Here is a 24,905-nt window from a genome sequence, read left to right on the forward strand (position 1 = left end):
CTGCTCCCGCAAGGGAGGGCACCGATAGGTGATTCTAGCCTGAGCGGGCTGCACGCGCATGTATGGTGCGGGCTATAGCGGGGTTCGGGTGCATTTGTAAAGCCACCCGCGAAACAAAGCATTTCATCCCTGTTCTCTCACGGTTTCTTAATCTGTATCGGGCCATTCTAGATGTATATGGATTACATCTTCTCAAAACCCCTGCGTGCTTTTGTAAAAGCCGCACATGTCGTTGTTTTTTGCCTGGCCACAGGTGCGTCCGCTGCAACGGCAGATGAATCGTGCGGCGACCTGTCTAATGTAGACGCGCTGGTGACACTTCTTGAAAACAAGAACTGGGACGAGATCGAGATCACGCCCAGATACGCGGCCCGCATCGGGCAATATGTCTCCCTGACGCAAAGCTCCCAGTTTCGAAGGGTTCTGATTCGCAAGAAACGATCCGCACAGATGCGCGATGTCGACCGCCTGATGAAGGAGGCGCTGATCGTTGCGAACACAAAATCCGTCAGTGACCGCAGCAGGCTGCAATCCTCCCTCCAAAATTTCAAAGTCGTCGTGCAAAGCACTTGTGGCACGGGGTACGGATCTGCGGCGGGCAGCGCACGAAACGCGAAAGAAGGGGCTTCGACGTTTAGCGAAAAAAGCGAACTCGCGATTGAGCGGTTCGCCTCGGCAAGAAGCGGCTATACCCTGTCGCTGGGCGTCGTCTTGTTCTTGCTGTTTCTGGTGTGTCTTGTCGTGCTGGCCAGGGCGCTGCTCTCGACCGTCTACGCATATATCTACCACCGAAAAACCTGCCGCATCACGGCCAGTATGATGTTCGGGGAAAGGACGATCTTTGGCTACATCGTTGTCCTTGGCCGCAATGGTTGCCGTTTTGAACCTGAACAACCGATGGAACGGCTGGCAATCCCTGATCTAATCGCGTCAGGAAATCCACGGGTCGAGGTTTTTGATGTTGTCCTGCCTTCACGGCTCAACGGCGTGACCGATGACTATTTTTCCCTGTTCTTCGCGGAGCCGATGAACATGAAAGTGTTAAACAGAATATTCGGGAAATCGATCATCACGCCGGTGCATCGCAGAAAAGATATTATGAAATCCAATCTGGATACGCTCGGCGTGATATAGTTTTCGCAGGGGCCGTATGGGTCGGCTTAGCGGTCGCGGAACTGCGCTTCGCGTTTCTCAAGGAAGGCGCCCATCCCTTCGGACTGGTCCTCGGTCGCGAACAGCGAATGGAACATGCGGCGTTCAAACAACAGACCTTCGCGCAGCGGCACTTCGTAAGCGCGGTTCACGGCTTCTTTCACAACCATGACCGAGATCATGGATTTCTCGGCGATCTTTTGTGCCGCATTGTTGGCTTCTTCCAACAGCTTTTTCACGGGCACCACGCGCGACACAAGGCCCGAGCGTTCTGCCTCGTCGGCGTCCATGAAACGGCCGGTCAGGTTCATGTCCATCGCTTTGGCTTTGCCCACGATTCGCGTCAGGCGCTGGGTGCCGCCGATGCCTGCCACAACGCCCAGATTAATCTCGGGCTGGCCGAACTTGGCGGTTTCGGAACAGATGATGAAGTCACACATCATCGCCAATTCGCACCCGCCGCCCAGCGCATAGCCGGAAACAGCCGCGATGATCGGCTTGCGCACGCGCATGATCTGGTCCGTCTCGGCGGTGAACAGATCCCCTGCAAACACATCCACAAAAGACTGGTCTTTCATCATGGCAATATCGGCACCTGCGGCAAACGCCTTGTCCGACCCTGCGATGATAATGCAGCGCACTTTCTCATTATCCTGACAAGCCTTCAGGCAGTCCGCCAATTCGCGCATCAACTGGTCGTTCAGCGCATTGAGCGCATCAGGCCGGTTCAGCGTGACAGTCGCCACATGGTTTTCAACGTCGAGGATGATGGTCTCATATGCCATGAAAGCGGCCTTTTACTGTTGCTAAGACGTATGTGCATATCACGCGGGCTTAGGCGATCAAGCTATCTTTGACATGCGGGGCAGTAGAATGAAGACCGTCCCGATTGTACCACACGCGCAATCTGCCCGTCACAGCCTGCGCGCTTGCAGGCCTCGCCCTCGCGGCCATAGACATCAAAGGAATGTTGAAAATATCCAAGCTCCCCATCGGCTTGCTTGAAGTCTTTCAGGGTTGATCCGCCCGCCTCGATCGCCTCGGCCAGCACGTCGCGGATGATGGGAACCATGGCCGCAACCTTGGCTGCTGCAATACGCCCCGCCTTGCGTTTCGGGCTGATGCCTGCGCGAAAAAGCGTCTCGCAGACATAGATATTGCCCAACCCTGCGACGATCCGTTGATCCAGCAACGCCGATTTCACCGGCGTGTTGCGCCCTTTGAACGCCTCAACCAGAATCGAATCGTAGAAATCATTGCCCAAAGGCTCGGGTCCCAGAACAGCCAGTAGCTTGTGCTCGGCCTCCCGCGCTGTCTCCATCAGATCCATCGCGCCAAAGCGGCGCGGGTCGTTGAAGGTGATCCGCGACCCGTTTTCCATATGAAACACCACATGGTCGTGTTTCTCGGGCGCGGGGTGGTCATGCACAAATTTCCCAAGCGGATCCCCCGAGATCAGCATCCGCCCCGACATGCCCAGATGAATAAGCAGCGTCTCACCCGAGCTTAGATCCGCCAGCACGTATTTCGACCGCCTGCGCAGCCGCTCGACCCGCTGGCCCGTCAACCGCTGTGCCATCCGTTCGGGAAAGGGCCAGCGCAGATCGGGGCGGTTCACATCGGCGCGCGCAATCACAGCGCCTTCCATCACAGGCGCAAGGCCACGGCGCACGGTCTCGACTTCGGGCAGTTCGGGCATCATCGCTCCTGCGGCAAATGGCGGTTTGTATCTGCTGTTCTGAGGCTATATTCCCCAAGTGACAAGTTTAGGACAAAGCCCATGACCGACAAGACCACCCATTTCGGCGCGCAAACCATCCTAGAGGATGAAAAGGCGGGCAAGGTCCGCAGCCTTTTTTCCGATGTGGCGAATAAATACGACATCATGAACGACGTGATGAGCATGGGCATCCACCGCATCTGGAAAGAGGCGATGATGGATTGGCTTGCGCCGCGTGCAGGACAAAAGCTGCTGGATGTGGCGGGCGGCACGGGCGATGTGTCCTTCAAGTTCCTGAAACGCGCAGGCTCCGGCCACGCCACCGTGTGCGATTTGACCGAAGGTATGCTGATCGAGGGCCGCAAACGCGCCGAAGCCGAAGCCATGCAAGACAGCCTTGATTGGGTCGTCGGCGACGCGATGGACCTGCCGTTCGAGAACAGCACATTTGACGTCTACACCATCTCCTTTGGCATCCGTAACGTCACCCGCCCTCAGGAGGCGCTGAACGAGGCTTACCGCGTCCTCAAACCAGGTGGCCGCCTGATGGTGCTGGAGTTCAGCCAACTGCCCAACCCCGCCATGCAAAAGGCCTATGACCTCTACAGCTTCAATGTCATTCCGCAGATGGGCCAGATGATCGCGAATGACCGCGACAGCTATCAATATCTGGTGGAATCAATCCGCAACTTCCCCGATCAGGAAACCTTTCTTGGCATGGTGCGCATGGCGGGTTTCGAGAACGCGAAATACCGTAACCTGACGATGGGCATCGCGGCCCTGCACTCTGGCTGGAAAATCTAGGGTGCGTGGTCCACACAATATCTGGCGGCTGATCCGCACCGGCGCCACGCTGGAACGCACGGGTGCGATGAACTTCGTCCTCGACGCATTTGAGGCGCCCAAAGCCGTGCGTTTCGTCGCCCGCGCATTGGCGCTGCCGTTCAAACCGCTTGGCTACAAAGGCGATCCTAGCCTGCAACCCGCCACCCGTGCCCTCACGGCGCTGGGCCCTGCCTACATCAAATTCGGTCAAATCCTTTCGACCCGCCCCGATGTGGTCGGTGACGAGATGGCCCTGCAACTGCGCGTTCTTCAGGACCAACTGCCGGCCTTCCCTGTTGAAGTGGCAAAAGCAGAAGTAGAAAAAGAGCTCGGCCAACCCGTCGACACGATCTTTTCCGAATTTTCCGAACCTGTCGCCGCCGCCTCCATCGCGCAGGTCCACCACGCGAAACTGCACAGCAATGGCGCGGATGTCGCGGTAAAAGTCCTGCGGCCCGGTATTGAAAAAGCGTTTCAAAAAGACGTCGACGCCTTCTACCTCGCCGCCCGCATGGTCGAGCTTTTCTCGCCGGGTTCCCGCCGCCTACGCCCGATGGATGTGATCGAACATTTCGATGGCGTCGTGCGCGGAGAGCTGGACTTGCGTCTCGAATCCTCCGCGGCTTCCGAATACGCAGCCAACACCAAAGACGACGCAGGCTTCGAGCTGCCGGTCATCAAATGGGACTATTCCGCCCGCCGCGTCATGACGCTCAGTTGGGCCGAGGGCGTGCCTATGGGCGACAATGCCGCGATCGACGCCGCAGGCCACGACCGCGTGGAACTGTCCGAGCGTATCTTGGCCCTGTTCCTCCAACACGCCCTGCGCGATGGCTATTTCCACGGCGACATGCATCAGGGCAACCTCAAGGTCGCGGCCAACGGCAATATCGTAGCGCTCGACTTCGGCATCATGGGCCACATCGACGAATACACCCGCCGCGTCTACGCCGAGATCCTCTATGGCTTTATCCGCAAGGATTACAAACGCGTGGCCGAAGTCCACTTCGAGGCAGGCTACGTCCCCGCCGACAAAGACGTCGACGAATTCGCCCGCGCATTACGTGCGGTAGGAGAGCCGATCTTCGGCATGGACGCCGACCGCATCTCGATGGCCCGCTTGCTCGCCTATCTGTTCGAGGTCACAGAACGCTTCGGCATGGAAACCCGCACCGAACTGATTTTGCTACAACGCACCATGGTCGTCGTCGAAGGCGTCGCTCGTTCGCTCAACCCGCAAATGAACATCTGGCAGGTCGCAGCCCCGATTGTCACCGACTACATCACCAAATCCATTGGTCCCAAAGCGGTCATCACAGACCTCACCAGAACTGCCCGTGTCCTGTCACGCTTTGGCCCGCGCCTGCCTGCTTTGGTCGAGGCCGCTCTCGTCCGCCAAGCCGTCGCACCCCCACCTGCCGCCAAACCGTTCAAGCGGTACCTCGCAATCGCCGCCACGTTAGGTGCCGCTGCCGCCACAGGCGTGATCCTCCTGATCGACGCGCTAACCTAATCTTGCCTGTTTTTTCTGGCCGAAAATACTCATGTCATCGCTAGAGGCTCAATGCCCCTAGCGATGATACATCTTCAGATACGCTCAATCGCCAGCGCGATTCCTTGACCCCCGCCAATACACATCGTCACAAGCGCACGTTTGCCCTGCACCCGCTCCAATTCATACAGCGCCTTGGTCGTAATAATCGCGCCTGTCGCTCCCACAGGATGGCCCAGCGCAATCGCACCGCCATTGGGGTTCACCCGTGCGGGATCAAATCCAAGCTCTTTGCTCACGGCCAAGGCCTGCGATGCAAAGGCCTCGTTGCTCTCGATCACGTCAAAATCACCCGCGCTCAATCCTGACTTCTCAAACAGCTTTGTCACCGCAGGCACTGGCCCGATCCCCATCACCTCGGGCCGCACACCCGCGTGGGCATAGCCGATGACGCGCGCCAAGGGGCGCAGCCCACTTGAAGCGGCGGAAGAGGCGCGGCCAAGGACAAGCGCGGCGGCCCCGTCATTGATCCCCGAGGCATTGCCCGCCGTTACCGTCCCATCCTTCTGGAACACAGGCCGCAGCCCCGCCAGCTTTTCCAGCGTGGTCCCCTTGGGATGCTCGTCCACCTCAAAGGCCACCATCTCACGGCGTTGCTTGACCTCAACGGGTACGATCTGATCTACAAACCGCCCTGCCTCGATCGCCGCAGCCGCCCGCTCTTGCGACAGCAAGGCAAAGGCGTCCTGTTCTTCGCGGCTCACGCTATGCTCGCCGGCAACATTCTCGGCGGTGATCCCCATATGGCCTGTTCCGAAGGGACAGTTCAGCGTGCCCAGCAGCATATCCAGCTGCGCCACATCGCCCATCTTCTGTCCCCAACGCGCGGCGGGGGTGATGTAGGGGGCGCGGCTCATGCTTTCGGCACCGCCTGCCAATGCGAACTCCGCATCGCCCAGCATCAGCGATTGCACCGCCGAGACGATTGCCTGCACGCCAGAGCCGCACAAACGGTTCACATTCATTGCAGGCACCGCGTCAGGCACGCCCGCTTCCATCGCGGCAACACGGCTCAGATACATATCACGCGGTTCGGTGTTGATGACATTGCCAAAGACGACATGCCCGATCTGCCCGCCCTCGACGCCCGCCCGCTCCATCGCGGCACGGGCCACGGTTGCGCCCAGATGGGTCGCGGGCGTGCCTGCCAATGTGCCGCCGAATGTTCCGATTGCAGTGCGTGCCGCACCCAAGATGACGATATCGTCTGCCATGTGATTTCTCCCTGATATTTCAGGGAGAGGTTACGCATCGCAAGCCAGCCTGTCAGCCACTACGTCCCGTCATTCGGCAGGCGCTAGGGCCACCCGCCCTTGGTCCGTCAGGGTCCAGCAATCGCGCCCCTCGAACACCACAACGCCCAGCGGGTTTCCGTAGCCTGCGCCCGCGTCGAGGTTGATGCGGTTGCCGTAATGCGTGACTGCTTTGACAGGGGTGTGGCCATGCACGACCAGCTTGCCGTGATCGCGGCGGTCGATGTGAAACTCTTTGCGGATCCATAGCAGGTCTTCTTCGTTCTGCGCATCCAAGGCGACGCCGCCACGGATGCCTGCATGGGCAAAGAACAGGTCATCCGTTTGAAAGCTCAGCGCGCAGGCATTTAAAAAATCCACATGGGCCTGTGGCACCGTTGCTTTGGCCAGCGCATGCACAGCGGTCTGGCGGTCCGTTTCGGTGAATTTCACACCGTAAGAAGCCAGTGTGGTATCTCCGCCCAAACGCTCGTGTAGCCAGTAAAGGTAGACGGGAAGATAGGCGTCATGGCGCGGAAAATCCTCCATGAACCAGCTGAACATCCGGTCGTGGTTGCCCTTGAGGCAATGCCACGGCTTGCCCTGCGCCAGCCCCGCGATCAGCGTGTCCAGCACCGCAGCCGACTGTGGCCCGCGGTCGGTATAATCCCCAAGAAAGACGATTTCCGCATCCGCCCCGCCATCCGCTTCGATCAGCGCCAGCACGCGCAAAAGCTCGGCATGTTGGCCGTGAATATCGCCAATGGCGTAGATGGGATTGCGCATAAGTCCTCCGCGACACGAAAAAGGCGCGGCCCCGTGGGAGCCGCGCCTGTCAACTCAGGTCTGCAATACGCCTAGGCGACGTCGAATTCCAGCACCTTGATTTGTTTGAAAAGGCCAGTGTCCTGCAACTGGGTGATCACAGGCGCGGGTACGGGTGCGTCGACATACAGCAGGGCAATCGCCTCGCCTTTCACATCGGCACGGCCGAGGGTGAAGTTCGCGATGTTGACGCTATTGGCGCCCATCGTTTGGCCCAGTGTACCGATGATGCCCGGCACGTCTTCGTTGGTAGTGTACAGCATGTGATTGCCGACTTCGGCGTCGATGTTGATGCCTTTGATCTGGATAAACCGTGGCTTGCCGTCCGAGAATACCGTCCCCGCGATGGAGCGTTCGCGTTTCTCTGTCACGACAGTTACTTTGACATAGCCGTCAAATGCGCCGGATTTATCCTGATTGGTGGTGGAAATCTGGATACCTTTTTCCTTGGCGACCACTGGCGCGGATACCATGTTCACGTCCGGGTTGGCGCGTTTCATGATGCCCGCAACCACACCACAGTTCAGCGCATCAAGGTTCATCTCGGAGACGACACCATCGTACAGAATGTTGATCGCGGTGATCGGCTCGTCCGTCAACTGACCGATAAAGGCCCCGAGATGGCCCGACAGTTTGAGCCACGGACCCATGACCTGCGCCTCTTCCGCCGTCACGGACGGCATGTTGAGCGCGTTGCTCACGGCGCCTGTCAGCAGGTAGTCGGACATCTGCTCGGCCACTTGCAGGGCAACGTTTTCCTGCGCCTCGGTCGTGGCGGCACCAAGGTGTGGCGTGCAAACGACGTTTGGCAGGTTGAACAGCGGGTTCTCGGTTGCGGGTTCTTGCGCGAAAACGTCGAAGGCCGCGCCAGCGACGTGGCCCGATTTCAGCATCTCGGCCAAGGCCTCTTCGTCCACCAGACCGCCACGGGCACAGTTGACGATGCGCACGCCCTTTTTGGTTTTGGCAAGGTTCTCACGGCTCAGGATATTGGCCGTAGCGTCAGTGAACGGGACGTGCAGCGTGATGAAATCGGCGCGGGCCAGCAGCTCGTCCAACTCGACTTTTTCGACGCCCATCTTCTTGGCCTTTTCTTCGCCAAGGAAGGGGTCATAGGCGACGACTTTCATCTTCAGGCCGCGTGCGCGGTCGCACACGATGCCGCCGATGTTGCCCGCACCAATCACACCAAGGGTCTTGCCTGTCAGCTCAACCCCCATGAATTTGGACTTCTCCCATTTGCCCGCGTGGGTCGAGGCGGACGCCTCGGGGATTTGGCGCGCAACGGCGAACATCATCGCGATGGCGTGTTCGGCTGTGGTGATCATGTTGCCGAAAGGCGTGTTCATGACGATCACGCCCTTTTTGGAAGCGGCGTCTTTGTCGATGTTGTCGGTCCCGATGCCCGCACGGCCAATGACCTTGAGGTTGTCGGCGGCGGCGATGATTTTCTCGGTGGCCTTTGTGGCGGAGCGGATGGCGAGGCCGTCGTATTGGCCGATGACTTCCAGCAGCTTGTCTTTGTCTTTGCCCAGATCGGGCTGGAAATCCACGTCAATGCCGCGGTCTTTGAAGATTTGAACAGCCGCGTCGCTGAGTTTGTCGGAGATGAGTACTTTGGGTGCCATGATGATGGTCCTTTGAATGTATAGATGGGGTGCGCTCCTCCCTGCTCTTCGAGCGGTCCTCGCTTTGGGACCGCCCGTTAAACAGGGGGTGCGTTATGTGTTGAGTTCGGCGTTAAAGGCGTAGTCGAGCCACGGCAACATCGCTTCGATGTCCGAAGTCTCAACCGTGGCACCACACCAGATGCGCAGCCCCGCAGGGGCATCGCGGTAGGCGCCGATATCAAGGGCGACGTCTTCATCCGCAAGCCGTTTTGCGACTGCCTTGGCAAAAGCGGCCCCATCGGTGATGCGCTCATCCGTGAACTTGAGGCAGACCGAGGTGTTCGACCGTGTCGCCGGATCAACGGCAAGGAAGTCGATCCAGTCATGCGCGTCGACAAACGCGTTAATCGCCGCTGTGTTCGCATCCGCGCGGGCAATCATGCCCTCCAGACCACCGACAGATTTGGCCCAGTTGAGCGCAAAGAGGTAGTCCTCGACACACAGCATCGAGGGCGTGTTGATCGTCGCACCGGTAAAGATACCGTCGATCAGCTTGCCGCCTTTGGTCAGGCGGAAAATCTTGGGCAGGGGCCAGGCAGGCGTATAGCTTTCGAGCCGCTCAACCGCGCGGGGCGACAGGATCAGCATGCCGTGGGCCGCTTCGCCGCCCAGTGCTTTTTGCCAGCTGAAGGTGGTGACGTCCAAACGGTCCCAAGGCAGGTCCATGGCAAAAGCGGCCGAGGTCGCATCGCACAATGTCAGGCCCGCACGGTCGGCAGGGATTTCAAAAGACGCAGGTACGCGCACGCCAGAGGTCGTACCGTTGTAGGTAAAGCAAACATCATTGTCGAAGTTCACACCGTCCAGATCTACGATCTCGCCGTAGGGTGCGGTCTTTTCGGTCGCGTCGACCTTGAGCTGCTTCAGAGCATCTGTCACCCAGCCTGCGCCAAAGCTTTCCCATGCGAGCATCTCGACGTGGCGTTCGCCCAGCAGGTTCCACATCGCCATCTCGTAGGCGCCTGTGTCGGATGCGGGAACGATGCCGATTTTATAGTCAGCGGGGATTTGCAGAACTTCGCGCGTTGTCTCGATCGCTTCCAGCAGCTTTGCTTTGCCGGGGGCAGCACGGTGACTGCGGCCCAAAGGCGCGTCAGACAGTTTTGCCAAATCAAATGTGGGGGGTTTGGCACAGGGGCCAGAGGAAAAACGCGGATTTGCCGGCCGCGTAGCCGGTTGTTGAGTAGCCATTGATGCTATCCTCGCAGATAAATGCCCTTCGTTGGGGAAGGGTGTCCCACGGATGCGTCTATCGGGCAGGGCGCACTGGTACAAGCCTGTTTTTGGCGCTAAACCGCCGCTCATACGTCATTTCGCGACATCCCTGACGCTGATCGGAAACATGAATATGTATACTGTTGTTTTGCTCACCGCCCCTTTGGCGGCCAATCTGGACCCTGCGTTGGTCGAATCCCTGCGCAATGCATGGGGCGGAGGAGAGGCGGTTTGGCTGTGCCCTGACGAGGCGGCAGAGTTTACAGTGTCGCGCCTGCCGGACAATCTGTGGGAGGTCTGGGACAGTTGTCAGGCGATGGCTGTTGATCTGGTTGTTGTGCCAAGCGAGGGGCGGCGCAAGAAGATGCTGCTGGCGGATATGGACAGCACCATGATCCAGCAAGAATGCATTGACGAGCTGGCGGATGAAGCAGGCGTTGGCGCGCGGGTTAAAGACATCACTGCACGGGCCATGAACGGGGAGCTGGACTTTGACGGCGCATTGCGCGAGCGGGTGGGGCTGCTGAAAGGGTTGCCCGAGACAGTCATCGACAAGGTGTTGGCCGAGCGGATCACCCTGATGCCGGGTGGTGCGGTTTTGCTGGCGACGATGAAGGCGCAGGGCGCATATGCGGCGCTGGTGTCGGGGGGGTTTACGGCCTTTACGCAAAAGGTCGCAGGCATTTTGGGTTTTGACGAGAACAGGGCCAACACGTTGTTGGTTGAGGGCGGCCTTTTGTCTGGCGACGTTGGCGTGCCGATCCTTGGCAAGCAAGCCAAAGTCGATGCGTTGGAGGAGATCACGACGCGGTTGGGCCTGTCCGAGGCGGACGTGCTGGCTGTAGGTGACGGGGCGAACGATCTGGGAATGTTGACACGTGCGGGAATGGGTGTGGCACTTCACGCCAAGCCGAGCGTGGCCGCGCAATGTGATGTGCGGATCAACTTCGGGGATCTGACGGCGCTGTTGTACGTGCAGGGATATGCGCGGACGGATTTTGTTGGTGGATAGAACGGGAGGGGGCCAGCCCCCCTCTTTGGCCATGGCCAAAGAGTCCCCCGGAGGATTTATGGCCAGCAAAAAATAGGGGCTAGGCGAGCAGGTTTGCTGCGGGCTTGAGTGTGCCGGTGACGAGGCCGTCCCAGTTTTTGATGGGGGCGTTGATGCGTTTCAGAGTCGCGGGGTGGTTTGCGTCGAGCGCGCCGAGGCGGACGAGAAGTGCTGTTATGGCGGCTTCGGCGGCACGGGTGGTGCCGCACGCGGCTTTGAGTGCGATGCCCAGTTTTTGATCGGGCAGGATGGCGATGAAGAACCCTTCGGCGCCGGTTTTCAGGGCTACTTTGCCATCCGTGGCGCGCATCAGTTCTGTGCAGGCGCGGCCTTCGCCTGCGACGAGGTCGGGGTGCAGGCGCATGGCCTGATGCAGGCGTTGTTCGGCGCTGCCGTCGGGGGCGGCGGCGAAATGTGCCATGGCGCGGGCGATGCCGTGCAGGGTGGCCGCAAAGTTAGGGGCAGAGCAGCCGTCGATGCCATGGCCGGGGCTGGTTTCCTGTGTGGCTTCCTCGAAGGCTTCGAGGCAGGCGCGCTGCACCGCGTGACCGGGATCGGTGTAATCGGGGCCTGCGCCGAGGTGTTTGGTGAGAGTCAGGAAGCCCGCATGTTTGCCCGAGCAATTGTTGTGGATGCGGCAAGGGGATTCGTGGGCGCGGATCTGGGCCTCCTTGACGCTTCTGTCACGCGACTCTTCTGGACCGCAGCGGAAATCATCGTCGTTGAGGCCAAGTTGCGCCATCCATGCGCCGACGCTATCGACGTGAATTTCGGCACCTTGGTGGGAGGCGCAGGCAAGCGCCAGTTGGCGTGTGGTGAGGTTGAATGCGTCCGCAGCACCAGAGCGGACAAGCGGCAGCGCCTGGAGCATTTTGGATGAGCTGCGCGGCAAAACGACCAAATCAGGGTCGCCCCATGCCTGCACGATCTGGCCTGCCTCATCGCAGATCACGGCATGGCCTGAATGCACGCTTTCCAGAAACGGACCACGCCAGATTTCGGCAAAGGGGGCGGCTGCGGTCATATCGTGTTCCTTTACTGTATAAATATGCGCGAAAACCTGCCCATCCAGGGGTTTAGTACTCGCGTCTTTCGCGTTATGGTGTTTGTTGTCGAGAAGAATGCAGGGCTTTGCAAGAGAAGGGACGTGAAAAAGCGTCCACCGCAAGGGGCTGTTTAGGTAGGTTGAGGCAATAAGACGGCTGGAGAGTTGGACAAATGGCATTTTTTAAAACCGGTGTAGCGGCTGCAATCTGTGCGGCTTTGGTGGCAGGTAGCGCATGGGCGCAAAGCCAGAGCACCAATCGCGTGGCGGCAAAAACCGATTGGAGCGTTTTCGTCGAAAGCAACCCGACCGAGTGTTGGGGCGTATCGACGCCCAAGGAAACTGTGAATTCCCGCGATGGGCGCGTTGTTGCGGTGAACCGTGGTCAAATCCTGTTGATGGTGTTTTACCGCCCCAGCGCGGGTGCCAAGGGGCAGGTCGCGTTCACGGGTGGCTATCCGTTTGCAAGCGGGTCGACTGTTACCATGAACATCTCGGGCAACTCGTTCGAGTTGTTTACCGAAGGGGAGTGGGCATGGCCTGCAACCACTGCGGATGATGCCAAGATCATCACCGCGATGAAGCGCGGCGCGGATGCCAAGCTGACCGGCCGTTCCGGTCGCGGCACCAAGACCGAGGACACGTTCTCGCTGCTTGGGTTTACGGCGGCTGTGGATGATGCGGCAAAACGCTGCGGCGGGTAAATTCCCGCAACAAGATTTGGCACAGCTCTGCCCTGACGGGCGGGGCTGTTTTCATTTTCGGGCCCAAGCCCCTATATAGCGCGCAACCCTGATAGGAATCGCCATCATGTCTGCACCGATCACCCAAGACGTCCACACCATCCCCCGCAAGCTGCCCGAAGGGCCCGCCAACCTTGTTGGGATGACGCGCGAAGCGATGCGCGATGCGCTGATTGCGATTGGCACGCCTGAAAAGCAGGCGAAGATGCGGGTGGGGCAAATCTGGCAATGGATCTACAACTGGGGTGTGCGCGACTTTGACGCGATGACCAACCTTAGCAAAGCGTTCCGCGCCGATCTGGCCCAGCACTTTGTCGTTGAGGTGCCAGAGGTCGTGACCAAACAGGTCAGCACGGATGGCACGCGCAAATATCTGGTGCGCATCGCGGGTGGGCACGAGGTTGAGGTCGTCTATATCCCCGAGGCGGATCGCGGCACGCTGTGCGTCAGCTCTCAGGTCGGGTGCACGCTCACCTGTTCGTTCTGTCATACGGGTACGCAAAAGCTGGTGCGTAACCTGACCGCGGGTGAGATTATTGGCCAGGTCATGGTGGCCCGTGACGATTTGGACGAATGGCCCAAATCCGGCACGCGCACCTACGAGGCGCGCTTGCTGAGCAATATCGTTCTGATGGGTATGGGCGAGCCGCTTTATAACTTTGAAAACGTGCGCGACGCGATGAAGATCGCGATGGACCCCGAGGGTATCCAGCTGTCGCGCCGCCGCATCACCCTGTCGACGTCTGGCGTTGTGCCGGAGATCGCGCGCACGGCGGCCGAGATCGGTTGCCAGCTTGCTGTCTCTTTCCACGCGACCACGGACGAGGTCCGCGATACGTTGGTGCCGATCAACAAGAAATGGAACATCGAGGTGTTGCTGGACGCGCTGCGCGAATACCCGAAGGTTTCGAACTCCGAGCGGATCACATTCGAGTATGTCATGCTGCACGGCATCAACGACAGCGACGAAGACGCCCACCGCCTGATGAAACTGATCGAAGGCATCCCCGCCAAGATCAACCTGATCCCGTTCAATGAATGGCCCGGTGCGCCGTATAAACGCTCCTCGAACAACCGCATCCGTGCGTTTTCGGATATTGTGCACAAGGCGGGCTATGCCTCGCCCGTGCGCAAGCCACGGGGTGAAGACATCATGGCCGCCTGCGGGCAGCTCAAATCCGAGACAGAGCGCGTGCGCAAATCGCGCCGACAGATCGAAGCCGAGGCGGGAATCGCCCGTAGCTGAGCGATTGATGCTGTGGGGAAAACAATCAAACAGACGTCAGATGTGACGAAAACAGGCTAGATGCTACTTTTGCGGGTGAAAATACCTGTTTTCTGCCTCAATCGTATCTGATTCCTGCCACGCCCGCCCCGCAGACTGTTTCCTGAGATGACTTAATCAGGAGATTATCAATGTCGATCATTCTTAAATCAGACGTCTTCGTCACAGACGAAGTCATGCAGATCGTAGCACATGAACGCGCTGTGGCCTTGTCCGCACGCGAATGGAAGCACCGCCTTGCCGGCTATGGCTATTCCATCCGCGATACAGACGACGGCAAGCATGTGCTTGAAACACTGCCCCACCACGTTGCACTGTGTGAGTTGCCCGAAGAGCTGTTTGCCTAAAACCCTGCGCCGCCTTAGCGACCAGGGATGCTTTCACGGGCTGATGGCGCGTCCCAGTTCTCGATCAGGTCCATCGCCTCTTGGGCGGTTTCGACAAAACGGAACAGATCAAGGTCTTCGGCTGAAATCGTGCCCGCATCGGCAAGTGCATCCCAGTTGATGATGCTTTGCCAGAAGTCGCGCCCAAACAGCAAAAACGGAACGCGCTGCATTCTGCCTGTCTGGATCAACGTCAGCGCCTCGAACAATTCATCCATGGTGCCAAAGCCGCCGGGGAACACACAGATCGCTTTTGCGCGCATCAGGAAGTGCATCTTTCGGATCGCGAAGTAGTGGAAGTTGAAACACAAGTCGGGTGTCACATATTCATTCGGGGCCTGCTCGAACGGCAGCACGATGTTGAGGCCGATGGAAACACCGCCTGCGTCTACTGCGCCGCGGTTGCCGGCCTCCATGACGCCAGGGCCGCCACCGGTGACGATAACGTTTTCTTTGCCGCCGCCCTCCATTGATTTTAGCGTCATCAGCCGCGCGAATTCGCGTGTCTCGTCATAAAACCGCGACAGATCAGCCAGCGTTTTGGTCCGCGCCGTGTCTTTCTTGGACGGTTCGGGGATCCGCGCCCCGCCAAACAGCACGATGGTCGATCGCACGCCGTATTCGTCCAGCATCATTTCGGGCTTCAACAGCTCTAGCTGCAAGCGGACGGGGCGCAGCTCCTCCCGACACATGAAATCGGAATCGGTAAAGGCCAGCTGGTAAGCGGGTGCTTGGGTTTGTGGCGTGACGGGAACGCCGTCTACGGCTTCCATATCTTTGTCGGCGTGGCGCAGCGGGTTGTTGTTCTTTTTGCTCATATCATCCTCGGGCATTTGGTTTGTGCCACAATGCACGCGATTGAGGGTGGTGACTATGGCAATATGCGCTACCTGCAACGGGCGTTAGGATTGCACGGCCCCGCCGCTGCGCGTATAGCGCGTGCAACATATTTCATCCAAGGGAGTTCCGTCATGTCCAATGCACAGCTTGAAACAGCGATCGAGGCCGCGTGGGAAAACCGCGATGCCGTCACCTCCGCCACCACAGGCGAGACTCGCGATGCCATCGAATCCACGCTCGCCGCGCTGGATAGCGGCAAGCTGCGCGTGGCGGAAAAGCAGGCGAATGGCGATTGGCATGTAAACCAATGGGCCAAAAAGGCCGTGCTGTTGGGTTTCCGGATCAAGGACATGGAGCATCAAGAAGGCGGCCCGCAAGGCGCTGGCTGGTGGGACAAAGTCGACAGCAAGTTCAAAGGCTGGGGTGATGCGCAGTGGAAAGAGGCGGGCTTTCGCGCCGTGCCAAACTGTGTGGTCCGCAAATCCGCCTATATCGCGCCGGGCGTGGTGCTGATGCCGTCCTTTGTGAACATCGGCGCCTATGTCGACAGCGGCACAATGGTCGACACATGGGCCACTGTCGGCTCTTGCGCGCAGATCGGTAAAAACGTGCACCTGTCGGGCGGGGTTGGCATCGGCGGCGTGTTGGAACCCATGCAGGCTGGCCCCACAATCATCGAGGACAACTGCTTTATTGGGGCACGCTCCGAAGTGGTCGAGGGCTGCATCGTGCGCGAAGGCTCGGTCCTTGGCATGGGCGTGTTCATCGGGCAGTCGACCAAAATTCTGGACCGCGAAACAGGCGAAGTCATGTACGGCGAAGTGCCCGCAGGTTCGGTTGTGGTCGCAGGCTCCATGCCGTCCAAGAACGGTGTGCACCTTTATTGCGCGGTGATCGTAAAGCGCGTGGATGAAAAGACACGCTCGAAAACGTCGATCAACGAACTGCTGCGCGACTGATGCGGTTTGTGCTGTCCTTGGTGTTTGTGGCGGTGGCTGCGGCAGCATGGGCAGGACCCTATGACGGGCGCTACCGCCCTGACCATCCCAGCGCTGATAATTGGGATTGCAAAACCATCGGCAAGGATCGCGGTGCGATCCTGCTGACCAGTAATATCTTCTTTGCGCTGGGCACCCGTTGCACGCTGCGCGACCCTCGGGCCGTGGCGGGGATGGATGCAACCCTGTATAATGCGATCTGCCGCGCCGATGGCGACCCTTGGGAACGGCGGATCATGATCATGAAGCGCGAAGGCGGCATTGCCGTGATTCAAAAGGGCGGGCATATCAACCTGCTGCGCAAATGCGACTAGCCAAGAGGCCAAGATGACCGAAGAGAAAAAGCCAAAGAAACCCTCGCGCCAGCAAGTCTATACCCTTGCCGTGCAGATCGGCCGCAAAAAGGGCGACGGATTGCCCGATAAGGCGACGGGTGCCGCGCTCATGTGTTTTGCCTCGGGCATTGACGAGGCAGAGGCCGTGCGCGAAACCGTCGCGATCCTGAAACAGGCAGACACCGCCCCGTTGGACGTCACAGGCTATGGCACACTGGCCGAGCGTGAGGCTGAGGGGCACGAGATCGACGATGAAGAGCGCGCCCTGATGCAGCGCGCCTTGGACGAAAACTCGGTTATTGTGGCGCAGATGACGCCGTTCTACGACGATCCTTAAGCCTTAAGCCTTAAGCCTTAGGCGTTACGCGGCGCGGCGTTTGGCCAGATGGATTGCCTCGTACCACTTCAGCACCTTGTGCGAGGGCGCCTTGTGTTCAGGCAGGTCCATGCGGTCAACGCCGAACAGAACGCTTGACGCCAACTGGTGCGTATCGCGGCGAATACGCCCGATATACAGGCTCTCCAGCGGCGCACCGCCTGCCATGAGTGTGTCGTGGTTGGGCAGGATCAACTGGGTGTAGTTGACCGTATGGCCGCAGGGTTCGGTCCGCGCGGCAAAGCCGTTCACCAGATGGCGGGCAGGGGTCAGCACCTTCTCGCATGAGAACAGATATTCCACCTCTGGCCCGTCGATCACGACGTGTTGTTCGGGCGCGATGATGATGTCGTCCTGCAACCCGAAGTAGGGCGCACGCATACGGATCGGGGCATAGCTGCCCCGCGCAGGCACGGTGCGGCTGACGGTTTGCAGCACGGGCACGACCTCCCCTTCGGAGGTATATACGGTATCGCCGCGCTTGAGCGTCCCAGCATTGCGGTAGCCCCAAGGCGTTGCGACCGGCGTGTCGGGTGCCAATGTGGGGCCGGGGCCGATAGGCTCAATCTGGTCAGACAGGGCCGCGAACACCATGTCGGGGGCATAGTCATGGCTGCCACGCCCCAGCATCAAATCGCGCAGATCATCAAGGACAAGCGGCAGAGGGTTCTCTACTGCCACGCTGGTGACGACTGTTTCACCAACCTGCTCCAGCGTGAGACGACCCCAGTTGTATTTCGTGTCCCACGAATAGCTCAGGCGCAAAATCTCGGCGCGGCCTGCGTTCTTGTGGGCAATTGCGGCATGGGCAATCTGGTCGCCCTGCACGTGGACCATCGCGACACCACCACCGGGGATGGCCTGAAACACAAGGCTGCGTTTGTCGGGGTGGGGGGTGTTGAACCCGAACAGAACCTGCGGTTTGCTGTCCTCGGAGACTTGGGTTTCGAACACGATACTGCCGCGGGTCAGTTCCGCATCGGGCAGGTCGGCCATCACGGGGGTAGAGCGTTTTTCCGCACCGAGACCCTGCAGGGACAATCGGCGGTCTTTGTGGTCGGTCAGTGCAAGCCAGGTCATTTATGCCACCTTCGCAGAGCGCAGCAGCTCTGCCTCATAACGTTTCAGGGTACGGCGCGCAGCAGTGGGATAGCCTGCGCCTGTTTCAGGGTCTAATTCAGGGAAAATGCTGTAAATCTCTTCGACAACATCGGCTTCAAAACTGTTGGCCGTTTGTGGCCCCGGCAGGAAGCTTTCGGTCTCTAACCCTTCCGAAAAGACAACCTGATGGCGGTCAAACAGCAAATGCACATATGTCACCTCGCCCCCCTCGCGGCGGGTGATGGACCGGTCGTTGACCAGATCACGTGCGGCTACCAGAACCTCTGTCTCGCCGAACAACAGCTCGGCCAGATTGTCGCGGATCAACACGCGGTGCAGCGGAGATACCAGCAAGTCGCGGTGCTGGCCCAATGTGTTGGCGCGGATATGGATCGGCGCGAAATCACCCGTGGCCGCCACACGGCGCGACCCGATCCAACGCAGGGGCTGCGGGCCTTCGTCCTTGGTCATCACCAGATCACCGGGCAACAGCGCTTCGACACGGCGATCGCCATCGGGGGCGGCAATCAACGTTCCTGCCACAAAACACGGCACGGATGACGCGTTTACAAAACCCACATCCGATTCGGTTCCATTGGTGACGGTGTAGGAAAAGTTAAAATCTTCCTCGTCGCCATCGCCCACGACACTAAAGGTGCCATCCGCGTTCAGCGTCACCTGCTGTCCCGTGGGTAGGGTAATGGCGGTGCCCACGCTTGCGGGTTGTCCGTTGATATGCGTGATGGTCAGCGTCGTGCCGGAGGTATTGTTAATGTCATTGCTCAGAACGTCCAACGTGGTCGTCCCGTCGGGATAGACATTCACATCATCAGAAATCGCCACCAGCTCGGTTTGCACCGACCCGCCCGCGATAAGCACATTGGAATCGTATTGGCTATCGCCCACATCCGCCAACGCGATCCGGATCGAGTTGGTCACGCCAGGGTTCACATCCATCGTCAGTGTCAGCGTGATGGTAAAGCCGTCCATCTCGGTGTTGTAGTCGTCAGACGTGTTGTCGATGTACATGTTGATGTTGTTGTCGGTCGAGATGTTGAACGGTGCGGTAGTCCCGTCACCCACGTCATGCTCAACAAAAGAACCGTTTACCCAAACGCCAAAGAAATCCTGATAGATCGAATTGGCAAACTCGGGGTATTCTTCCGAACTGAACACGAATTGCATCGTGAGCGTGTCATTGTCGGGAATGAAATCCACATCCAGTGTCGAGGCGTCATAGGTCGTGCCGCCCGCCGCATTGTTATAGGGGCTGAAGTTGTTGGTGCCCGACGTATTGGTCGACGTGTTGTTGCTCTGGTTCGACTGTCCGTTTGAATTGGTGAAATCCTCGGCCTCACCGGTGGACATGATCACTCCGGTATTGCCGGGCACAACGCCGGGCGATGTGGTATCGCCGCCCGAATATGTGCCCGCGCTGTCGATGTCGCCGTAATAGGTGGCACCCGTTACGGTCACACCGCTGCCAAAGATCTCCTGCGCCATATCCAGCGCAGACGTGCCTTCGCGCACCGTTTCAATATCAAGCTCGGATGCTGCTACCATGTCACTGCCTCAAACCTTTTGAGAGACAGCACATGCAATTGGAAAGACCAAAGGCGCGGGGGCCCATTGTTCCTGTCCAGTCCGTTAGATTCGGACGGATCCACCCCTGTTTTCAGGTGATAGATCTGCTCATGCCCTGCCTCGGGTCATTTATTATCCGTCCACGGTACCACAGTTTTGCCATAAATGAAGTGGGTTTTCCGCGTGTTGGCAAGGGCTGGCACTTTTGCGCCACAGAAGGGATAAAGGCAGCGCAGAACCCACAGGAGCGCAGACCATGTCCCACCCATCGCCCATTGACCCCGCAGAGCTAACCGCCGCCTTGGTCCGCTGCCCGTCGGTCACGCCTGAAGACGCGGGCGCGTTGGACATTCTGCACGCGCTTTTGACTGATGCGGGATTTTCCTGCGCGTGGGCCAATCGTGGTGGCATCCGCAACCTGTTTGCCCGTTGGGGCAACGCGGGCAACACCAAAACCTTCGGCTTTAACGGCCACACGGATGTGGTTCCCATCGGGGACGAGGCGGCGTGGACAATGCCCCCCTTCGGCGCCGAGATAAAAGACGGCAGAATGTACGGGCGCGGCACCACAGATATGAAATCAGGCGTGGCCGCTTTTGCCGCCGCTGCCGTGGATTTTGTGCGCGATACCCCGCCCGATGGATCAGTCGTCATCGCAATCACAGGGGATGAGGAAGGCGAATCCGTCGATGGCACCCTCGCCCTGCTCGAGTACATGGAGAACAACGGCGAGCGGATGGACGTCTGTCTGGTAGGAGAGCCGACCAGCCCCAACACCATGGGCGAGATGATCAAGATCGGGCGTCGCGGCTCTATGACGATCAAATTCCGTGTGGTGGGCAAGCAAGGCCACTCCGCCTATCCGCACCGCGCCAACAATCCGTTGCCTGCCATGATGCGCCTGATGGACCGTCTTGCCAGTCACGAGCTGGACAAAGGCACCGACCATTTTGATCCCTCGACCCTTGCCGTGGTCACAGTAGACACAGGCAATCCCGCCACCAACGTCATCCCCGCCGAATGTTCCGCCGCTGTGAACATCCGCTTTAACGACACCCACTCAGGCGCCAGCCTGACCGCATGGATCGAAGAAGAGGTTGCGGCAATCCGCCAATCCTTCGGCATCGAAATCGAGACACAGATCAAAATCTCGGGCGAAAGCTTCATCACGCCCCCCGGTGACTTGTCCGCAATGGTTTCAAACGCGGTCGAATCGGTCCTTGGCGTCACACCAGAGCTGTCGACCACAGGCGGCACATCCGATGCGCGGTTCGTGAAATCGCATTGCCCCGTGGTCGAGTTTGGCCTTGTCGGGCAATCCATGCACGAGGTCGACGAGAACGTGGAGGTGGCGCAGATCCACCAGCTCAAAACCATCTACACCCGCATCTTACAGGACTATTTTGCGTGATCCAGATCGGGCATACAACAGATACGGAAACCTGCTTTGCCCTGCGCCACGCGGTTTTCGTGGCCGAGCAAGGCTATACCGCCGAGGGCGAGGTTGACGCGCTGGATGCACAAAGCCTCCATTTGCTGGCCCGTGACGGCGACACGCCCATCGCCACCGCCCGTGTTTACTTGGATGAAGGCACTGCCAAGATTGGCCGCGTTTGTGTTTTAAAAGAACGGCGCGGCGAGGGCCTTGGCGCACAGGTGATCAAGGCGGCGTTGGAATTGGCGGTGACGCACTCCGCTTCTCGCGCTGTTCTGGGCGCACAGGTCCAAGCCATCGGGTTTTATGAAAAGCTGGGATTTACCCCTTTCGGTGATGTCTATGCCGATGAGGGCGAGCCGCATCAGATGATGGAACAACGCCTGTGAACCGCACCCTTATCGTGATGTTGAAAGAGCCGCGTGCAGGTCGCGTGAAAACGCGGCTGGGGCGTGACATTGGCATGGTCGATGCGGCGTGGTGGTTTCGTCACCAGACGCGTGCTTTGCTGCGCCGCATAGATGACCCGCGCTGGCGCACCGTGCTGGCCGTCTCGCCCGATAGGGCCGCGGCGACGTCGCGCAGTTGGCCCAAACATCTGGCCCGCATCCCCCAAGGAGGCGGAGACCTAGGCGACCGTATGGGCCGCGCCCTGCGCAGCGCGCCTGCTGGTCCTGTTTGTGTGATCGGCGGCGATATTCCCGACATTAACGCCGCACGGGTGGCTGAGGCGTTCGACGCACTGGGCCGCAATGACGCGGTGTTTGGCCCTGCCCCTGACGGGGGGTATTGGCTCATCGGTTTGCGGCGGGTCCGTGCCGTCCCGCCGACCCTCTTCGCCGGCGTACGCTGGTCGACGCGGCACGCTTTGGCGGATACGGCCGCGACATTGCCCAACCACCGCATTGCCCATGTGGCTACCTTGCAAGACGTCGATACCGCCGCTGACCTAAAATAATGTGACGCGGCCCCATGTGCGTGCTACCTCCACTTACATGAACAATATACCAACCAAGCAAGAGATCCTCAGCTGGATCGAGGATAACCCCACCCTGACCGCCAAGCGCGACATCGCCAAGGCGTTCGGCATCAAGGGCGCGGCCCGCATCGACCTCAAGCGCATCCTGAAAGAGCTGGAGGCCGAAGGGCATCTGGAAAAGCGCAAGAAGTCCTATAGCGACCCTGAGCGGCTTCCCCCTGTCAGCGTGCTGCTGGTCACGGGGCCCGACGGCGACGGTGATCTCTTTGCCAAACCGATGGAGTGGGGCGGCGAAGGCGTAGAACCCACCGTTCTAATGATCCCCCGCGCCAGTGATCCCGCGTTGGGCGAAGGCGACCGCATCCTTGCGCGGCTGACATTGGTAAAGGGCGAAGACCACCACTATGAAGGTCGCCTGATCCGCCGCATCGGCAGTAACCCCAAAAAGATCGTAGGCATCTTCCGCAAACACGCCGAGGGCGGGCGGATCAAACCCATCGACAAAGGCGCAGATCGCGAATGGGCCGTGCCCGCCGATGCCACTGGCGGCGCGCAGGAGGGTGAGCTGGTCGAGGCGGAACTCGCCGGTCCCAAGGGCCGCATGGGCCTGCCCCGTGCCCGCATCATCGACCGTCTTGGGGACCCGTCCGCGCCCAAGGCCGTGTCGCTGATCGCTATCCACCAACACGCAATCCCCGATGACTTCCCCGATGATGTGGTCGCCGAGGCGGATAAGGCCGAGGCCAAGGGCCTCAAAGGCCGCACCGATCTGCGCGATGTGCCACTTGTCACCATCGACCCGTCAGACGCGCGTGACCACGACGATGCGTGTTTTGCCGAGGCCGATACAGACGCGGCGAATGAGGGCGGCCATATCCTCTGGGTCGCCATCGCCGACGTCGCGGCCTACGTCACGCCCGGCTCTGCGCTGGACCGCGAGGCGCGCAAGCGGGGCAACTCCACCTACTTCCCCGATCGCGTTGTGCCCATGCTGCCCGATGTGCTGTCGGGCGACCTCTGCTCGCTCCACGAAGGGGTCGAGCGTGCGTGCATCGCCGTGCGCATGGTGCTGGACAAAGACGGCAACAAGATCGCCCATGATTTCCACCGTGGTCTGATGAAATCCCCCGCCAGCTTGCACTATGAAGAGGTGCAAGATGCCATCGACGGCAACGTGAACGACCGCACAAAGCCCTTGTTAGAGCCTGTTTTGAAGCCGCTCTACGCCGCCTATGCAGCACTGGTTGCGGCGCGGGAACGCCGCCAACCGCTTGACCTTGATCTGCCCGAACGGCGGATCGAGCTGGATGACGATGGCAAAGTCCGCTCGGTCAATTTCCGCGAGCGGCTGGATGCCCACCGCCTGATCGAAGAGTTCATGGTGCTGGCCAATGTCGCCGCTGCCGAGACGCTGATCGCCAAGAAGACGCCGCTGCTGTTCCGCACGCACGAAGAACCCACGCCAGAAAAACTCGACGCGCTGCGCGAAACAGCCGCCGCCGCTGGCTATACGCTGGCCAAGGGGCAAGTGCTGCAAACCGCCCACCTCAACCGCCTGCTGGATCAGGCGGCGGGCTCCGAGGATGCGGAGCTTATCAACATCTCGACCCTGCGCTCGATGACGCAGGCGTACTATGGTCCCGACCATATCGGCCACTTTGGCCTCGCGCTGCGCTCCTATGCGCATTTCACCTCGCCCATCCGCCGCTACGCTGACCTGCTGGTCCATCGCGCCCTTATCACAGCACACGGCTGGGGCAAGGACGGCCTGTCGCAGCACGACATGGACGATATGGAGGCGACGGGTGCGCATATCTCCGATACCGAGCGCCGCTCCATGATTGCCGAACGCGACACGACCGACCGCTACCTTGCCGCGTTTTTGTCCGAACGTGTTGGCAACGAGATGACGGGCCGCATCAGCGGTGTCGCCCGCTTTGGTGCCTTTGTGAAACTGGACGAGACGGGCGCAGACGGGCTGATCCCCATGCGCAATATCGGGCGCGAGTATTTCCACCACGATGCCGACAACAGCACGCTGATGGGCGCTGATACCGGCATGACCATCGGGCTGGGTCAGCGCGTTACCGTGCGGCTGGCCGAGGTGACGCCAGTGACAGGTGGCATCGCCCTGGAACTGCTGGAGATCGAGGACCAGAAAATGCCCCAAGGTCGCCGCAGCCCCGCAGGCCGCAGCCCCCGCCGCAAAGGCGCCAAAGCCAAGGGCAAGAAGGCCGCGACCAAGCGCAAGGTGACCCGCAGCCGCCGCTAACCCATCGCGGCTTCGCAGCGGGCGACATAGGCGGCCAGCTTGGCATCGCCGCTCACCCGCCGCGACAATCCGGTGGGGGCGGGGGCGGCCATCACCGCGCCAAGGATCGCGCCTACGCCGGCATCCGCCGCACGGGGCGTGTCGCCAAACAGAAAAACACGGTCGCCCAGTTGATGGGCAATCGCTTGCAGGTCAGGCTCGATCCGCGTGAGCCGTTGCGCGACAGTCAGCCGTCCAATGCCCTGCCCATGCATTGTGCGCATCAGGTTCTTGCGCAAACCGCA

The 24,905-nt window shown here is 59.8% G+C and carries 25 protein-coding genes; 14 read left to right on the forward strand and 11 right to left on the reverse strand.

Features of this window, described 5'->3' with window-relative positions:
* Positions 1-171: 171 nt before the first annotated feature.
* Positions 172-1,134 carry a hypothetical protein gene (locus tag ABMC88_RS07980; RefSeq protein ID WP_349576336.1) on the forward strand — a complete coding sequence of 321 codons (963 nt, stop codon included), beginning with the start codon at positions 172-174 and terminating at the stop codon, positions 1,132-1,134.
* A gap of 26 nt (positions 1,135-1,160) precedes the next feature.
* Here the strand turns inward: ABMC88_RS07980 and ABMC88_RS07985 are convergent, their stop codons facing one another.
* A complete protein-coding gene (locus tag ABMC88_RS07985; RefSeq protein ID WP_349576337.1) occupies positions 1,161-1,937 on the reverse strand; it encodes an enoyl-CoA hydratase in 777 nt (258 codons plus the stop codon).
* A gap of 62 nt (positions 1,938-1,999) precedes the next feature.
* Positions 2,000-2,851: a bifunctional DNA-formamidopyrimidine glycosylase/DNA-(apurinic or apyrimidinic site) lyase gene (gene mutM, locus ABMC88_RS07990; RefSeq protein WP_349576616.1), complete on the reverse strand. Its 852-nt coding sequence runs from the start codon at positions 2,849-2,851 to the stop codon at positions 2,000-2,002.
* Between the two features lie 81 nt (positions 2,852-2,932).
* Between mutM and ubiE the strand changes: the two genes are divergently transcribed.
* On the forward strand, positions 2,933-3,676 hold the full coding sequence (ubiE, locus tag ABMC88_RS07995; RefSeq protein WP_349576338.1) for a bifunctional demethylmenaquinone methyltransferase/2-methoxy-6-polyprenyl-1,4-benzoquinol methylase UbiE: 744 nt from the start codon (positions 2,933-2,935) through the stop codon (positions 3,674-3,676).
* Position 3,677: 1 nt separating this feature from the next.
* A complete protein-coding gene (ubiB, locus tag ABMC88_RS08000; protein ID WP_349576339.1) occupies positions 3,678-5,210 on the forward strand; it encodes a 2-polyprenylphenol 6-hydroxylase in 1,533 nt (510 codons plus the stop codon).
* 74 nt (positions 5,211-5,284) lie between these two features.
* Here ubiB and ABMC88_RS08005 read toward each other — a convergent pair whose 3' ends face one another.
* From ABMC88_RS08005 to ABMC88_RS08020, 4 genes are all read right to left on the reverse strand, one after another.
* Positions 5,285-6,463, reverse strand: coding sequence for an acetyl-CoA C-acyltransferase family protein (locus ABMC88_RS08005; RefSeq protein WP_349576340.1), 1,179 nt, complete (start codon positions 6,461-6,463; stop codon positions 5,285-5,287).
* A gap of 69 nt (positions 6,464-6,532) precedes the next feature.
* The gene (locus ABMC88_RS08010; protein ID WP_349576341.1) at positions 6,533-7,267 is read right to left on the reverse strand and encodes a metallophosphoesterase family protein; all 735 of its coding nucleotides are present in this window, start codon (positions 7,265-7,267) and stop codon (positions 6,533-6,535) included.
* Positions 7,268-7,338: 71 nt separating this feature from the next.
* Positions 7,339-8,934 (reverse strand): phosphoglycerate dehydrogenase, encoded by a 1,596-nt coding sequence (serA, locus tag ABMC88_RS08015; protein WP_349576342.1) that lies wholly within the window; start codon positions 8,932-8,934, stop codon positions 7,339-7,341.
* A gap of 93 nt (positions 8,935-9,027) precedes the next feature.
* Positions 9,028-10,167 (reverse strand): phosphoserine transaminase, encoded by a 1,140-nt coding sequence (locus ABMC88_RS08020; RefSeq protein WP_349576343.1) that lies wholly within the window; start codon positions 10,165-10,167, stop codon positions 9,028-9,030.
* A 157-nt stretch (positions 10,168-10,324) separates the two neighbouring features.
* Between ABMC88_RS08020 and serB the strand changes: the two genes are divergently transcribed.
* The gene (gene serB, locus ABMC88_RS08025; protein ID WP_349576617.1) at positions 10,325-11,203 is read left to right on the forward strand and encodes a phosphoserine phosphatase SerB; all 879 of its coding nucleotides are present in this window, start codon (positions 10,325-10,327) and stop codon (positions 11,201-11,203) included.
* Between the two features lie 79 nt (positions 11,204-11,282).
* On the opposite strand, the gene ABMC88_RS08030 is transcribed toward serB, so the two are convergent.
* Positions 11,283-12,266: an asparaginase gene (locus ABMC88_RS08030; RefSeq protein ID WP_349576344.1), complete on the reverse strand. Its 984-nt coding sequence runs from the start codon at positions 12,264-12,266 to the stop codon at positions 11,283-11,285.
* 194 nt (positions 12,267-12,460) lie between these two features.
* Here ABMC88_RS08030 and ABMC88_RS08035 point away from each other — a divergent pair, with 194 nt between their 5' ends.
* The 3 genes from ABMC88_RS08035 (at position 12,461) to ABMC88_RS08045 (ending at position 14,662) form a co-directional block, all read left to right on the forward strand.
* A complete protein-coding gene (locus ABMC88_RS08035; protein WP_349576345.1) occupies positions 12,461-12,991 on the forward strand; it encodes an invasion associated locus B family protein in 531 nt (176 codons plus the stop codon).
* 106 nt (positions 12,992-13,097) lie between these two features.
* The gene (gene rlmN, locus ABMC88_RS08040) at positions 13,098-14,276 is read left to right on the forward strand and encodes a dual-specificity RNA methyltransferase RlmN (RefSeq protein WP_349576346.1); all 1,179 of its coding nucleotides are present in this window, start codon (positions 13,098-13,100) and stop codon (positions 14,274-14,276) included.
* A gap of 170 nt (positions 14,277-14,446) precedes the next feature.
* Positions 14,447-14,662 (forward strand): hypothetical protein, encoded by a 216-nt coding sequence (locus ABMC88_RS08045; RefSeq protein WP_349576347.1) that lies wholly within the window; start codon positions 14,447-14,449, stop codon positions 14,660-14,662.
* Positions 14,663-14,676: 14 nt separating this feature from the next.
* On the opposite strand, the gene ABMC88_RS08050 is transcribed toward ABMC88_RS08045, so the two are convergent.
* A complete protein-coding gene (locus tag ABMC88_RS08050; RefSeq protein WP_349576348.1) occupies positions 14,677-15,519 on the reverse strand; it encodes an LOG family protein in 843 nt (280 codons plus the stop codon).
* 153 nt (positions 15,520-15,672) lie between these two features.
* On the opposite strand from ABMC88_RS08050, the gene dapD reads away from it, so the two are divergent.
* The 3 genes from dapD to ABMC88_RS08065 are packed head-to-tail and all read left to right on the forward strand — an operon-like array spanning position 15,673 to position 17,211.
* Positions 15,673-16,500 (forward strand): 2,3,4,5-tetrahydropyridine-2,6-dicarboxylate N-succinyltransferase, encoded by an 828-nt coding sequence (gene dapD, locus ABMC88_RS08055; protein ID WP_349576349.1) that lies wholly within the window; start codon positions 15,673-15,675, stop codon positions 16,498-16,500.
* Positions 16,500-16,853 (forward strand): hypothetical protein, encoded by a 354-nt coding sequence (locus ABMC88_RS08060; RefSeq protein WP_349576350.1) that lies wholly within the window; start codon positions 16,500-16,502, stop codon positions 16,851-16,853. The genes dapD and ABMC88_RS08060 overlap by 1 nt, the downstream gene beginning before the upstream one ends.
* A gap of 13 nt (positions 16,854-16,866) precedes the next feature.
* Positions 16,867-17,211, forward strand: a complete 345-nt coding sequence (locus tag ABMC88_RS08065; protein ID WP_349576351.1) for a DUF8846 family protein — start codon at positions 16,867-16,869, stop codon at positions 17,209-17,211.
* A gap of 24 nt (positions 17,212-17,235) precedes the next feature.
* Here the strand turns inward: ABMC88_RS08065 and ABMC88_RS08070 are convergent, their stop codons facing one another.
* Both ABMC88_RS08070 and ABMC88_RS08075 read right to left on the reverse strand, forming a co-directional pair.
* Positions 17,236-18,330, reverse strand: coding sequence for a Hint domain-containing protein (locus tag ABMC88_RS08070; RefSeq protein ID WP_349576352.1), 1,095 nt, complete (start codon positions 18,328-18,330; stop codon positions 17,236-17,238).
* On the reverse strand, positions 18,331-19,914 hold the full coding sequence (locus ABMC88_RS08075) for a Hint domain-containing protein (protein WP_349576353.1): 1,584 nt from the start codon (positions 19,912-19,914) through the stop codon (positions 18,331-18,333).
* Between the two features lie 277 nt (positions 19,915-20,191).
* Between ABMC88_RS08075 and dapE the strand changes: the two genes are divergently transcribed.
* Genes dapE through rnr form a run of 4 tightly spaced genes read left to right on the forward strand, consistent with a single transcriptional unit; the run spans position 20,192 to position 24,621 of the window.
* Positions 20,192-21,346 (forward strand): succinyl-diaminopimelate desuccinylase, encoded by a 1,155-nt coding sequence (dapE, locus tag ABMC88_RS08080; RefSeq protein ID WP_349576354.1) that lies wholly within the window; start codon positions 20,192-20,194, stop codon positions 21,344-21,346.
* Positions 21,343-21,759 carry a GNAT family N-acetyltransferase gene (locus ABMC88_RS08085; RefSeq protein WP_349576355.1) on the forward strand — a complete coding sequence of 139 codons (417 nt, stop codon included), beginning with the start codon at positions 21,343-21,345 and terminating at the stop codon, positions 21,757-21,759. The genes dapE and ABMC88_RS08085 overlap by 4 nt, the downstream gene beginning before the upstream one ends.
* Positions 21,756-22,328, forward strand: coding sequence for a TIGR04282 family arsenosugar biosynthesis glycosyltransferase (locus ABMC88_RS08090; protein ID WP_349576356.1), 573 nt, complete (start codon positions 21,756-21,758; stop codon positions 22,326-22,328). Before ABMC88_RS08085 ends, ABMC88_RS08090 begins: the two co-directional genes overlap by 4 nt.
* Before the next feature lie 37 nt (positions 22,329-22,365).
* Positions 22,366-24,621, forward strand: coding sequence for a ribonuclease R (rnr, locus tag ABMC88_RS08095; RefSeq protein WP_349576357.1), 2,256 nt, complete (start codon positions 22,366-22,368; stop codon positions 24,619-24,621).
* On the opposite strand, the gene ABMC88_RS08100 is transcribed toward rnr, so the two are convergent.
* Entirely contained in the window at positions 24,618-24,884 is a 267-nt protein-coding gene (locus ABMC88_RS08100) for a glutathione S-transferase C-terminal domain-containing protein (RefSeq protein ID WP_349576358.1), read from the reverse strand. The two genes, rnr and ABMC88_RS08100, sit on opposite strands and share 4 nt — an antisense overlap.
* Between the last annotated feature and the right edge of the window lie 21 nt (positions 24,885-24,905).

Source organism: Sulfitobacter aquimarinus, assembly GCF_040149565.1.
GTDB classification, from domain to species: Bacteria; Pseudomonadota; Alphaproteobacteria; order Rhodobacterales; family Rhodobacteraceae; genus Sulfitobacter; species Sulfitobacter aquimarinus.

Coding starts and splice junctions, on each gene's coding strand:
- ABMC88_RS07980 (WP_349576336.1), top strand. CDS start 172: ATGTATATGGATTACATCTTCTCAAAACCCCTGCGTGCTTTTGTAAAA.
- ABMC88_RS07985 (WP_349576337.1), bottom strand. CDS start 1,937: ATGGCATATGAGACCATCATCCTCGACGTTGAAAACCATGTGGCGACT.
- mutM (WP_349576616.1), bottom strand. CDS start 2,851: ATGCCCGAACTGCCCGAAGTCGAGACCGTGCGCCGTGGCCTTGCGCCT.
- ubiE (WP_349576338.1), top strand. CDS start 2,933: ATGACCGACAAGACCACCCATTTCGGCGCGCAAACCATCCTAGAGGAT.
- ABMC88_RS08005 (WP_349576340.1), bottom strand. CDS start 6,463: ATGGCAGACGATATCGTCATCTTGGGTGCGGCACGCACTGCAATCGGA.
- ABMC88_RS08010 (WP_349576341.1), bottom strand. CDS start 7,267: ATGCGCAATCCCATCTACGCCATTGGCGATATTCACGGCCAACATGCC.
- serA (WP_349576342.1), bottom strand. CDS start 8,934: ATGGCACCCAAAGTACTCATCTCCGACAAACTCAGCGACGCGGCTGTT.
- ABMC88_RS08020 (WP_349576343.1), bottom strand. CDS start 10,167: ATGGCTACTCAACAACCGGCTACGCGGCCGGCAAATCCGCGTTTTTCC.
- serB (WP_349576617.1), top strand. CDS start 10,325: ATGTATACTGTTGTTTTGCTCACCGCCCCTTTGGCGGCCAATCTGGAC.
- ABMC88_RS08030 (WP_349576344.1), bottom strand. CDS start 12,266: ATGACCGCAGCCGCCCCCTTTGCCGAAATCTGGCGTGGTCCGTTTCTG.
- ABMC88_RS08035 (WP_349576345.1), top strand. CDS start 12,461: ATGGCATTTTTTAAAACCGGTGTAGCGGCTGCAATCTGTGCGGCTTTG.
- rlmN (WP_349576346.1), top strand. CDS start 13,098: ATGTCTGCACCGATCACCCAAGACGTCCACACCATCCCCCGCAAGCTG.
- ABMC88_RS08045 (WP_349576347.1), top strand. CDS start 14,447: ATGTCGATCATTCTTAAATCAGACGTCTTCGTCACAGACGAAGTCATG.
- ABMC88_RS08050 (WP_349576348.1), bottom strand. CDS start 15,519: ATGAGCAAAAAGAACAACAACCCGCTGCGCCACGCCGACAAAGATATG.
- dapD (WP_349576349.1), top strand. CDS start 15,673: ATGTCCAATGCACAGCTTGAAACAGCGATCGAGGCCGCGTGGGAAAAC.
- ABMC88_RS08060 (WP_349576350.1), top strand. CDS start 16,500: ATGCGGTTTGTGCTGTCCTTGGTGTTTGTGGCGGTGGCTGCGGCAGCA.
- ABMC88_RS08065 (WP_349576351.1), top strand. CDS start 16,867: ATGACCGAAGAGAAAAAGCCAAAGAAACCCTCGCGCCAGCAAGTCTAT.
- ABMC88_RS08070 (WP_349576352.1), bottom strand. CDS start 18,330: ATGACCTGGCTTGCACTGACCGACCACAAAGACCGCCGATTGTCCCTG.
- ABMC88_RS08075 (WP_349576353.1), bottom strand. CDS start 19,914: ATGGTAGCAGCATCCGAGCTTGATATTGAAACGGTGCGCGAAGGCACG.
- dapE (WP_349576354.1), top strand. CDS start 20,192: ATGTCCCACCCATCGCCCATTGACCCCGCAGAGCTAACCGCCGCCTTG.
- rnr (WP_349576357.1), top strand. CDS start 22,366: ATGAACAATATACCAACCAAGCAAGAGATCCTCAGCTGGATCGAGGAT.
- ABMC88_RS08100 (WP_349576358.1), bottom strand. CDS start 24,884: ATGCGCACAATGCATGGGCAGGGCATTGGACGGCTGACTGTCGCGCAA.